12 protein-coding genes are annotated in these 10,818 nt (G+C 70.6%); 6 read left to right on the forward strand and 6 right to left on the reverse strand.

Annotated features, from left to right (window positions below; translation table 11 throughout):
• Positions 1-14: 14 nt before the first annotated feature.
• Together ACZ5NH_RS14535 and ACZ5NH_RS14540 are read right to left on the reverse strand one after the other, a co-directional pair.
• Positions 15-620 (reverse strand): DUF1003 domain-containing protein, encoded by a 606-nt coding sequence (locus ACZ5NH_RS14535; protein ID WP_388620493.1) that lies wholly within the window; start codon positions 618-620, stop codon positions 15-17.
• The gene (locus tag ACZ5NH_RS14540) at positions 610-1,902 is read right to left on the reverse strand and encodes a magnesium transporter MgtE N-terminal domain-containing protein (RefSeq protein WP_388620496.1); all 1,293 of its coding nucleotides are present in this window, start codon (positions 1,900-1,902) and stop codon (positions 610-612) included. The genes ACZ5NH_RS14535 and ACZ5NH_RS14540 overlap by 11 nt, the downstream gene beginning before the upstream one ends.
• Before the next feature lie 238 nt (positions 1,903-2,140).
• Here ACZ5NH_RS14540 and ACZ5NH_RS14545 point away from each other — a divergent pair, with 238 nt between their 5' ends.
• Entirely contained in the window at positions 2,141-2,890 is a 750-nt protein-coding gene (locus ACZ5NH_RS14545) for a hypothetical protein (protein WP_468775222.1), read from the forward strand.
• 46 nt (positions 2,891-2,936) lie between these two features.
• Here ACZ5NH_RS14545 and ACZ5NH_RS14550 read toward each other — a convergent pair whose 3' ends face one another.
• Both ACZ5NH_RS14550 and ACZ5NH_RS14555 read right to left on the reverse strand, forming a co-directional pair.
• Complete coding sequence (locus tag ACZ5NH_RS14550) at positions 2,937-3,452, reverse strand: hypothetical protein (protein ID WP_388620502.1); 516 nt, start codon at positions 3,450-3,452, stop codon at positions 2,937-2,939.
• A gap of 24 nt (positions 3,453-3,476) precedes the next feature.
• Positions 3,477-4,598 carry a magnesium and cobalt transport protein CorA gene (locus ACZ5NH_RS14555; protein ID WP_468775224.1) on the reverse strand — a complete coding sequence of 374 codons (1,122 nt, stop codon included), beginning with the start codon at positions 4,596-4,598 and terminating at the stop codon, positions 3,477-3,479.
• 502 nt (positions 4,599-5,100) lie between these two features.
• Here ACZ5NH_RS14555 and ACZ5NH_RS14560 point away from each other — a divergent pair.
• From ACZ5NH_RS14560 to ACZ5NH_RS14575, 4 genes are all read left to right on the forward strand, one after another.
• Complete coding sequence (locus tag ACZ5NH_RS14560; RefSeq protein ID WP_451002485.1) at positions 5,101-5,685, forward strand: suppressor of fused domain protein; 585 nt, start codon at positions 5,101-5,103, stop codon at positions 5,683-5,685.
• Between the two features lie 229 nt (positions 5,686-5,914).
• Complete coding sequence (locus ACZ5NH_RS14565; RefSeq protein WP_388620510.1) at positions 5,915-6,556, forward strand: DUF6758 family protein; 642 nt, start codon at positions 5,915-5,917, stop codon at positions 6,554-6,556.
• Positions 6,557-6,744: 188 nt separating this feature from the next.
• On the forward strand, positions 6,745-7,602 hold the full coding sequence (locus tag ACZ5NH_RS14570; RefSeq protein ID WP_468775226.1) for a PHP domain-containing protein: 858 nt from the start codon (positions 6,745-6,747) through the stop codon (positions 7,600-7,602).
• A gap of 63 nt (positions 7,603-7,665) precedes the next feature.
• Positions 7,666-8,271, forward strand: a complete 606-nt coding sequence (locus ACZ5NH_RS14575) for a MarC family protein (RefSeq protein WP_451555343.1) — start codon at positions 7,666-7,668, stop codon at positions 8,269-8,271.
• Positions 8,272-8,326: 55 nt separating this feature from the next.
• Here the strand turns inward: ACZ5NH_RS14575 and ACZ5NH_RS14580 are convergent, their stop codons facing one another.
• The gene (locus ACZ5NH_RS14580; RefSeq protein ID WP_163010686.1) at positions 8,327-8,479 is read right to left on the reverse strand and encodes a hypothetical protein; all 153 of its coding nucleotides are present in this window, start codon (positions 8,477-8,479) and stop codon (positions 8,327-8,329) included.
• A gap of 207 nt (positions 8,480-8,686) precedes the next feature.
• Between ACZ5NH_RS14580 and ACZ5NH_RS14585 the strand changes: the two genes are divergently transcribed.
• The gene (locus tag ACZ5NH_RS14585; protein ID WP_388621064.1) at positions 8,687-9,592 is read left to right on the forward strand and encodes an NYN domain-containing protein; all 906 of its coding nucleotides are present in this window, start codon (positions 8,687-8,689) and stop codon (positions 9,590-9,592) included.
• 52 nt (positions 9,593-9,644) lie between these two features.
• Here the strand turns inward: ACZ5NH_RS14585 and ACZ5NH_RS14590 are convergent, their stop codons facing one another.
• Complete coding sequence (locus tag ACZ5NH_RS14590; protein WP_468775229.1) at positions 9,645-10,526, reverse strand: alpha/beta fold hydrolase; 882 nt, start codon at positions 10,524-10,526, stop codon at positions 9,645-9,647.
• Positions 10,527-10,818: the final 292 nt, after the last annotated feature.

Raw genomic sequence — 10,818 nt, forward strand, 5'->3', positions numbered from 1 at the left:
GTCCGGGATGCCCCTCAGCGGTCGTCTGTGTCACGTCCCGGAGAACGATCTGACCGTTCCGCCGGGAATAGGACATGCCCGTCGTGATGCCGTCGGTGCTCCAGCTCCTTGACCATGTCCTGCAGCTCCGAGCGGATCCAGTCGCGGGTCGCGACCTCGCCCAGGCCCAAGCGCAGTGCGGCGATCTCCCGGGTCAGGTACTCGGTGTCGGCGATGGACCGCTCGTTCTGCTTGCGGTCCTGCTCCAGGTTGACCCGGTCGCGGTCGTCCTGCCTGTTCTGCGCGAGCAGGATCAGCGGGGCCGCGTAGGAGGCCTGCAGGGACAGCGCCAGGGTCAGGAAGATGAACGGGTATTCGTCGAAGCGCAGATGGCGGGGCGCGGCGATGTTCCACAGCACCCAGACGATGATGACGATCGTCATCCAGACGATGAAGCGCCCCGTGCCCAGGAAGCGGGCGATGCGCTCCGACAGCCGGCCGAAGGCCTCCGGGTCCCACTCGGGGATGATCCGGCGGCGCGGCGGGCGCGGCTGGTCCAGCCGGGGTGCCCGGGGCCGGGTGGCGGCGGTGGCGCCCGCCGGGTTGCGCTCGCGGGTCGCGATGTCACGCTCAGGAGCCATAGCTGCCCACCCCCTCGTTCTCGTCGTTCAGGTGGAACTCCGTCTCGCGCCAGTCCTCGGGCAGCATGTGGTCCAGTACGTCGTCCACGGTGACCGCGCCGAGCAGCGACCCGGACTCGTCCACCACGGGCGCGGCGACCATGTCGTACGTGGCGAAGAACCCGGCGATGATGCGCAGCGCCGCGTCCGGGTCGAGCGGCTGCAGGTCGGTGTCGACGATGGAGCTGACGAGGGAGTAGGGCGGCTCGCGCAGCAGCCGCTGGAAGTGGACCGTGCCCAGGTACTTGCCGGTCGGGGTCTCGTCCGGGGGCCGGCAGACGTAGACCTGGGCGGCGAGCGAGGGGGAGAGGTCGGGGTTGCGGACCCGGGCGAGCGCGTCGGCGACGGTGGCGTCCGGGCGCAGCACGATCGGCTCGGTGGTCATCAGACCGCCGGCCGTGTGCTCCTCGTACGACATCAGCCGGCGCATGTCGGCCGCGTCGCCCGGCTGCATCAGGCTCAGCAGCCGTTCCTTGTCCTCCTCGGGCAGTTCGCCGAGCAGGTCGGCCGCGTCGTCGGGGTCCATGGCCTCCAGGACGTCCGCCGCGCGCTCCTCCTTCAGCTTGCCGAGGATCTCGATCTGGTCGTCCTCCGGCAGTTCTTCGAGTACGTCGGCCAGCCGGTCGTCGTCCAGGGCGGCGGCGACCTCGGCGCGCCGCTTGGGGGAGAGGTGGTGCAGGACGTTGGCGAGGTCGGCGGGGCGCAGCTGCTCGAAGGTGGCGAGCAGGCTCTCGGCGCCCTGGCCGTGCTCCTCCAGGGAGAAGCCGGTGACGGCCGACCACTCGACGGTCAGCGTCTCGCCCTTGGCCCGCCGGAAGGCGCTCGCCTTCTTGCCCTTGCGGACGAAGACGCGGTCGATCTCCCAGTCGCGGCGGGCCGGCAGCTGCTGCACGGACACGTCGAGGACGGTGACCTCCTCGCGGGTCTCCACCAGCGTCACCCGCCGGTCCAGCAGCTCGCCGAAGACCAGCCGCTCGGTGGGCCGCTGCTCGAAGCGCCGGACGTTCATCACGCCGGTGATGATGACCTGCCCGGACTCGACGCCGGTGACCCGGGTCATGGGCAGGAAGATACGGCGCCGGGTGGTCAGTTCGACGACCAGCCCGAGGAGGCGCGGAGGTTTGCGGCCCACGCGCAGCATCACGACCAGGTCGCGCACACGGCCCACCTGGTCGCCGTTCGGGTCGAAGACGGGGACCCCGGCGAGGTGCGAGACGAAGATCCGGGGGGCGCCGGCTGCCATGGCTCTGCTTCCTCTGCTGATGTGGCCTGGGAATCGCCCTTTGGTGGGGTGTTCCGCATTCTTTGTGAATGGATCGGTGAATTGCTCGGATTTGCCCGCTCGGGTGCGCTTCAGGCTAGCCCCTACCGGTCGAACACGCCCCGGTGGGGGGTCCGGACGGACTGGCTCCGCCGGGTGGCCGGGGCACCGGTACGCTGCCGTGCACCGCTCAGGAACCGTCAGAAAGGCGACCCCACCTGTGACTGCGATTCCCCAGGGCCGTACCCGCCGGGCCGCGCTGGTCGCCGCGATCTGCGTCGGCGCCGTGACGGGGACGGCGGTGTTGACCGGGTGCGGCGCCGAGGATCCGGACGCGGGGACGAACGGCGTGGGCAAGCTGCCCGCCGACAAGATCCAGGCGAAGACCCGGTCGGCCGCCCAGGGGGCGTCGGCGGTACGGCTGTCCGGCACCGTGGTCACCAGCGGCCGCACGTACCAGCTGGACATGCGGCTGAAGGCCGACGGCGGGACCGGCTCCGTGACCTCGAAGGGGGCGACCTTCAAGCTGCTGCGGGTCGGGAAGCAGCTGTATCTGAAGGCCGACGCGGACTTCTGGAACCAGGCCGGCGGCAAGAACGGCGCCGACGGCGCGGGCGAGAAGCTGAACGGCAAGTATGTGAAGGTGCCGCAGGGCGATCCCGCGTACCGGAAGTTCAGCGGCTTCACGGACAAGGACGTCCTCCTCGGCGGACTGCTCAGCCTGCACGGAACACTGGCGACGGACGGCCACCACGACGACGCGGGTACCCGCACCATCCGCATCACCGGCGACAAGGGCTCCGGCGGCAGCCTCGACGTCTCCCTCGAGGGCACCCCGTATCCCCTCCGCCTGGTCCGCGGCGGCGGCGCGGGCACGCTCAGCTTCTCGGACTGGGGTAAGGACTTCGCTGTCGCCGAGCCCGCGAAGGGTGAGACCGTGGACTACGGGCAGCAGCTGCCGGCGTCGTAGGCGTTCGGGTGGGTCCGCTCAGGGGTGGGCTGAGCAGGGTTCGGCGCTACCGTCCCTTCCGGCGCTTGGCGAGAAGCTTCGGCAGGCCCGCCGGCACCGGTCGGCGCGTGGTCGCCGGCGTCGGCACAGGAGCCTCCGCCAGGCTGCCGGCAGGCAACGGCACCCCGGACCCCGCCGGAACCAGGCGCAGCACCCGGCACTCGCGGGCCCAGCGGGCCGGCATCTCCTCGCCGTCGGGGGCGTTCAGGCGCTTGCCCTTCAGCTCGGCGACGGCCGCCTGCCACTCCTCGGAGCCGGAGGGCAGCTCGGACACGGTCGCGGGGAACGTCACCAGCCGCCCGCCCTTGTCCTTGCTGCGCACCGTCACCTCGGCGGTGCCCCCGTCGGCCAGCCCCTCCAGGGGCTGCTCACCGGGCCCGCCCCCGACCAGGCACACCGCGCCCTCGTGCCACACGTGCCACAGCGCACGCGCGGCGGAGGCCCCGGCGCCCCTGACCCAGATGAGGCCGGACTTCTTGCAGGCCTCCTCGATGAGGGCCCGGTCGAGCAGCTCGCTTGTCATGCGCCCAGCCTATCCAGCGCCCGCTCACAGCCAGCCGTTGCGCTTCAGCACCCGGTGGATGCCCACACACATGGCGATGGTGACGCCCAGGACCAGCGGGTAGCCGTACTTCCAGTGCAGCTCGGGCATGTGGTCGAAGTTCATCCCGTACACCCCGGTCACCATCGTCGGCACGGCGATGATCGCGGCCCAGGCGGTGATCTTGCGCATGTCCTCGTTCTGCGCGACGGACGCCTGCGCCAGGTTGGCCTGGAGGATGGAGTTGAGGAGTTCGTCGAAGCCCAGCACCTGCTCCTGCACCCGGGCGAGGTGGTCGGCGACGTCCCGGAAGTACTTCTGGATGTCCGGGTCGATCAGCCGCATCGGCCGCTCGCTCAGCAGCTGCATCGGGCGCAGCAGGGGAGCCACCGCGCGCTTGAACTCCAGTACCTCACGCTTGAGTTGGTAGATCCGCGCCGAGTCCACACCACGGGAGACCCCGCCCTTGCGGCCCGGCGAGAAGACCTCGGTCTCCACCTCGTCGATGTCGTCCTGCACCGCGTCGGCGACCGCGATGTAGCCGTCCACGACGTGGTCCGCGATCGCGTGCAGCACCGCCGAGGGGCCCTTGGCGAGCAGCTCAGGGTCGTCCTGCAGCCGGTGGCGCAGCGCCCGCAGCGAGCCCTGGCCGCCGTGCCGGACGGTGATGAAGAAGTCCCGGCCGGTGAAGCACATGACCTCGCCGGTCTCCACGACCTCGCTGTTGGCGGTGAGCCGGTCGTGCTCGACGTAGTGGATGGTCTTGAAGACGGTGAAGAGCGAGTCGTCGTACCGCTCCAGCTTGGGCCGCTGGTGCGCCTGCACCGCGTCCTCCACGGCCAGCGGGTGCAGCCCGAACACGCTGGCGATACCGGCGAATTCGGCCTCGGTCGGCTCGTGCAGACCGATCCACACGAAGCCGCCGTCGCGCCGCACCAGCTGCATCGCCTCGTGCGGGCCGAGCGGCTTGTCGTTGCGCACGCGGACGCCGTCGCGGTAGACGGCGCAGTCGACCACGGCCGACGGGGTGGCGGGGTCGCGGGTGGTGTCGTACGACGCGCTCGTGGGCTTGCGCAGCGAGACGCGGGACGGACGGACCGCGGCGCGCAGGTCGCGGATCATCGACATGGGCAGGCTCCTTCGCGACAGGCAACGAAAGACCGCCGGCGACGGGTGGAACTACCCGGAATGGGGACGTCCTGACTGCGGGATGTTTGGCACGTCCACAAAGCGGGGAGCACCGCACCGTTGCGGTGGCGACTTCGCTACTGATGCAGAACTGATGCGATCGGCGGATCGGGTGATCAGACGGATCGGATGATCAGGCGGATCAGGTAAAGCGAAACGAAGTGCTCTTCCGAAGGGCAACGCGCACGGGAAGGCGTAGAGCAGCCGGAAACCAGCCAGTGACTACATCAACGGGCGGAAGAGCGAGTGGTACTGCACGGTCGACTTCGATCCATGACAGCCCCACCTCCTCCGGCCGGTCCCTCGTAAGGGAGTCTCATCGGCGTCGGGACTCGATAGCGACGCTTCTGCGTGCTGTCCCGAACCACCGGCTCAGCGTAGCAGCCGCCCGATGTGTCAAGGCGCACCTTTGCCCGCTACTGACGAGTTCTATGCTCACGGCATGGTTGATGTTCTTCCTCTGGTCGAAGCACGGTTGACCACCGCGCTGGGCGAGCCGGACGCGCGCGCCGCCGTCACCTTCCTCGGCACGGACCGCATCGAGGTGCTCCGGTTCCAGGAGGGAGACGTCGTGCGGTACGCCACCCTCGGCATGTCCGCGCACCCCATGACCGACCCCACCGCGATGCTCGCCGACCCGGTCAAGGGCCCCCGCGCCGAGCTGGTCCTGTCCGTCCGCGCGGGCCTCGCCGACACCGACAAGGTGCTCCGGCCGCTGGCCGTGCTGGCCGCCTCCCCGCAGGTGGAGGGCCTGGTCGTGACCCCGGGCGCCTCCCTGGACGTCGGTGACCCGCTGTGGCCCGGCGCCCCCTTCACCTCGGTCCTGGTGGGGGAGCCCGGCGGCCTGGTCGAGGACCTGGAGCTGGACGACCCGATGGAGCCCGTACGGTTCCTGCCGCTGCTGCCGATGACCCCGAACGAGGCCGCCTGGAAGCGGGTGCACGGCGCCCAGGCCCTCCAGGAGCGGTGGCTCGCGAACGGGACGGACCTGAGGGATCCCGCCCGCAGGTCGGTCCCGCTCGACTGATCCGGAGGTGACCGATCTCACCAACGCAGGGCCGGACTCGGCCAGTTGGCAAAGACGGCGACGCCGTCCGCGGTGTCGTGCGGCCCCGCGCGGCCGGCGGCGGGACCGGGCCGACCGGGCCGATGCCCGTGAACCCGACTGCGCAATAGATCGATGTAGATGGCATCGGGTTTGCCGGACGGGTGATCGTCCTTGACGTGGGCGTTCGGGGGTAGGACCGTGGAGCCCTATGAGGGGCGAACCCAGTTGCCCGAGGTGCGGTGGCCGGGTCAGGGCGCCCGGTCTCTTCGCCGACGCGTGGCAGTGCGATGTGCACGGCACGGTGTATCCGCTGCAGCCCGTGATCCCGCCCAGTGTCGAAGCCCTCAGCGCCGTCGTGCACCGCACACACGTGCCGTTGTGGATGCCCTGGCCGCTGCCCGTCGGCTGGCTGTTCACGGGCGTGGCCTACGCGGGTGACGACCGCAGCGGTGGCCGCGCGACCGCCGTCGCCTGCTCCGGACCCGGCCCGCTCGGCGGCCCGGCCGAACTCATCCTGGTCGCCGAGGAGCTCGGCGTCGGCCTCGGCGCGCGGTACGCGGGCATCGACGGCCCGGACCCGGGGTCGTACATGAACGTCGAGAAGCCGCCCCAGGCCAAGGTGCTGGCCGTCGGCCGTCCGACCCCGCTCTGGCACGTCTACCGCACCCCCGACGACCGCGCCGTCTTCGCCGGTGAGGCCCTCGGCATGTGGCTGTGGGCGGTGGTGTGGCCGGAGCAGGCGGGCCTGCTCATGTACGACGAGCTGGTGCTGACCGATCTGCGGGACGCGGGGGCGGAGCTGGATCTGGTGCCCTTCGGAGCGTTGTCGCCGCGCTTGCTTCGGCCGTAGCGCCCACTGGGGTGCCGGGTGCTGTCTGATGGCGGCTGCGGGTTGTGATGGGTTGCTCGCGCAGTTCCCCGCGCCCCTTTCAGGTTGGCTGCCGTAGGGGGCGCTGAACGGTTGCGGGTGTGACAGTGGGCTTGAAAACCCCGGTATCCTTAGGTGTCCCCTTCCGTCCGTCATCGCCTGGAGTCTGCGTGCGTATCGATCTGCACTGTCACTCCACGGCCTCCGACGGTACGGACACCCCGGCCGAGCTGGTGCGCAATGCCGCCGCTGCCGGGCTGGACGTCGTCGCGCTGACCGATCACGACACCACCCGTGGGCACGCCGAGGCGATCGCCGCGGTGCCCGAGGGGCTCACCCTGGTCACCGGGGCCGAGCTGTCCTGCCGGATCGACGGCATCTCGATGCACATGCTGGCCTATCTCTTCGACCCCGAGGAGGCCGCGCTGCTCGCCGAGCGCGAGCTGGTGCGGGACGACCGGGTGCCGCGGGCCAAGGGCATGATCGCCAAGCTCAACGCGTTGGGCGTGCCGGTCACCTGGGAGCAGGTCGAGCGGATCGCGGCCGGCGGTTCGGTGGGGCGGCCGCATGTCGCGACGGCGCTGGTCGAGCTGGGCGTCGTACCGACGGTGAGCGACGCGTTCACCGAGGAGTGGCTGGCCGACGGCGGCCGGGCCTTCGTGGAGAAGCACGAGACCGACCCCTTCGAGGCGATCCGGCTGGTCAAGAACGCCGGCGGGGTCTGTGTGTTCGCGCACCCGGCCGCCGCCAAGCGCGGTCGTACGGTCCCGGAGGCGCGGATCGCGGAGCTGGCCGAGGCCGGTCTGGACGGCATCGAGGTCGACCACATGGACCACGACGCCGACGCGCGCCACCGGCTGCGGGGCCTGGCGAAGGACCTGGATCTGCTGGTCACGGGCTCCTCGGACTACCACGGCAGCCGCAAGACCGTGGCGCTGGGCGCGTACGCGACCGACCCCGAGGTGTACGGCGAGATCACGCGGCGGGCCACCGGGGCGTTCCCCGTGCCGGGGACCGGCGGGGCCTGAGGCCGTCAGAGGCCCTCGCGCGCCCCCAGTCCACCCTTTTCCAGCAAGGCCAGTACTTCCCCCATGTTCGACATCGCCGTCTTCGGCTCCCTGTTTCTGACCCTTTTTGTCATCATGGATCCCCCAGGGATCACCCCGATCTTCCTCGCCCTCACCGCCGGCCGTCCGGCCAAGGTGCAGAAGCGGATGGCCTTCCAGGCCGTGTGCGTGGCGGGCGGGGTCATCGCCACCTTCGGTGTCCTGGGCCACCAGATCCTCGACTACCTGCACGTCTCCGTCCCCGCGCTGATGATCGCGGGCGGACTGCTGCTTCTGCTGATCGCACTGGACCTGCTCACCGGCAAGACCGACGAGCCGAAGCAGACCAAGGACGTGAACGTGGCGCTCGTACCCCTGGGTATGCCGCTGCTGGCCGGGCCCGGTGCGATCGTGTCCGTGATCCTGGCCGTGCAGAAGGCCGACAGCGCGGCCACGCAGGTATCGGTGTGGAGCGCGATCCTCGCGATCCATGTCGTGCTGTGGCTGGTGATGCGCTACTCGCTGCTGATCATCCGGGTCATCAAGGACGGCGGTGTCGTGCTGGTGACGCGGCTCGCGGGCATGATGCTCTCCGCGATCGCCGTGCAGCAGATCATCAACGGTGTCACTCAGGTGATCCGGGGGAGCTGAGCCCTCGTCGGCTCGGCTCCCCCGGAAAGCTTGAGTGGCGCGCAGCGCGTGAGCGTTACGAGGCCTGGGTGTCGGCCGGGCGGATCCACAGGCGCTGTCCGATGGCGGCGGCCTGCTGAACGATCCGGTTGACGGAGGCGGCGTCCACGACGGTGCTGTCCACGGTCGTGCCGTCGACCTCGTCGAGTCGCCTGATTTCGAAGCGCATGGCTTCTCCCTTCGTCTGGTCATCCTCCTGCGGAGAACTACTTGGCGGGCCGGATGTGTCTTCCGGCCTCGTGAGTAGTCAACCTGCTTCTTGTTACAAACATTCCCTACGCTAAAGAAAATTTTCGAACGACTAATTACCGAGCGGTAAGTAGAGGGTGCGGGACTGATCGGGAGCGGTTGTGTTCGCAGCGTGACCACCGGGACAATGGAGGCGATGAACGACGACCTGGCCGCCCTGGGCGCCCGCATCGACCGCACGAACGAGCTGCTGGAACGCATGCTCGCCGAGGTGGCGAAGACGCCCTCCACCCACGCGATCTTCGTCGACGCGGGCTATCTGTACGCGGCCGCGGGCCGGCTGGTCGCCGGGACCGAGGACCGCCGGGCCTTCGATCTCGACGCCGAGGGCCTGATCGAGGCCCTCATCGACCGGGCCCGCCAGGTCTTCGCGGACAGCCGCCTGCTGCGTGTGTACTGGTACGACGGCGCCCGCCGGCGCATCCACACCGCCGAGCAGCAGTCCATCGCCGAACTCCCCGACGTCAAGGTCCGCCTCGGCAACCTCAACGCCAACAACCAGCAGAAGGGCGTCGATTCCCTGATCCGCAGCGACCTCGAATCACTGGCGAGGCATCGCGCGATCAGCGACGCTGCCCTGCTCGGCGGTGACGAGGACCTGGTCTCGGCGGTCGAGGCGGCGCAGGGCTACGGCGCCCGCGTCCACCTGTGGGGCATCGAGGCCCCCGAGGGCCGCAACCAGGCGGAACCCCTCCTCTGGGAGGTCGACAGCCAACGCACCCTCGACCTGGAGTTCTTCAAGCCGTACGTCTCCCGCCGCACGGCCGCCGCGTACGACGCCACCGCCGGCACCCGCCCCACCCGCGAGGACGTCCGCTTCGTCGGCGCCCAGATCGCCGCGAAGTGGCTCGTCTCCCGAGGCCGCGAGGCCCTGGTCGAGTTGCTCCCCGGCCACCCCTACCTCCCCGGCTCCGTCGACCAGGACCTGCTGGTCGAGGCCGAGGGCCTGCTCCAGTACTCCCTGCGCGGCCAGGCAGACCTGCGCCGCGCCCTGCGGGACGGCTTCTGGGACCATCTGCAGACGCAGTACTAGCCCTGTCCGACGCCACTGGTCCTGGTCCGGCGGCGCCGGCCCTGTCCGGCGGCTAGCCCTGTCCGGCGGCGCTGTCCCAGAAGTCGGCGATCGCGCGGGCCGTGGCGAGGGGCTGGTCGGTGTTGGGGGAGTGCTCGGCGTTCTCGATCACCGTCCGCCGTGCGTTCAGCCGTACCGCCATGTCGTCCAGCAGCTGCAGCGGCCAGGTGTCGTCCCGTGCGCCGGACAGGACGTGGAACGGCAGCGGCAGCGCGGCCAGTTCCGTGACACGGTCCGGTTCCGCGCACAACTGGCGTCCGGTGGCGATGAGTTGGGCGGGCTTGGTGCCCAGCCAGCGGCGCTGCAGGTCGTCCCGGTCGTCGAGGCCGCCGTCGAGCGCCGCCGTCTCGGTCTCCTCGGGCGTCTCCATCGCCCGCATCGCGTCCCACACCTGGCCCATGGTCATCACCGCGAGCGCGTCCCGCAGCAGCTTCACGCGCTGCTGCTGGGATTCCGAGATCTGCGCGGGGCCGGAGGCCATGAGGGTGAGCGACCGGAAGGGTGCGTGGTCGAGGAGTACGGCCGCGCGCGAGATCTGCCCGCCGAGGGAGTGCCCCAGCAGATGCACCGGCTCCCCGAGCGCCGCCGCCTGCGCCAGCACGTCCCGCGCCAATTCCTGCTGGGCATAAGCCGATTCGTCGGTGTCGGGCCCGTCCGACTCGTACTGGCCGCGCCCGTCGACGGCCACGGTCCGGTACCCGCGGCGCGCGAGCGGCACGTGCAGCGGATTGAAGTCCTCCTTGCTCCCGGTGAAGCCCGGCAGCAACAGCGCCAGCCCTCGGGGCTCGACCCCGTCGGCCACGGGAGCGTCGATGACGGCGAACTCCCCGCGCGCGGTCCGCAGCGAGTACGCACGGGCACCGGGAGGCGGGACGAAGGTGGCGGGCCTGCTCATGGGGAGAGGCTACCGGGCGCGGTGCCGCGCGCTGTGCTGTGGATGGGCGGGAGCGTCTCGGAGGCGTGCGCGTACGCAGACCGCGGCGCGGCACCCGGGAAAGGCGACGGCCCGGTCCTCATCAGGGACCGGGCCGTCGCTTGTCGTGTGCCGGATCAGCCCTCGGCGACCTCGACGGCCGCCGTGGCCTTACGGGTACGGCGACGCGGCTTGGCCTCCCGCGCCGGCTCCTCGGTGGCCTGCGTCGGAATCTCCGCGGCGACCGCCTTGGCGACGGCCTTGCGGGTCCGGC

The sequence above is a fragment of the Streptomyces sp. NPDC031426 genome (genome assembly GCF_055581585.1).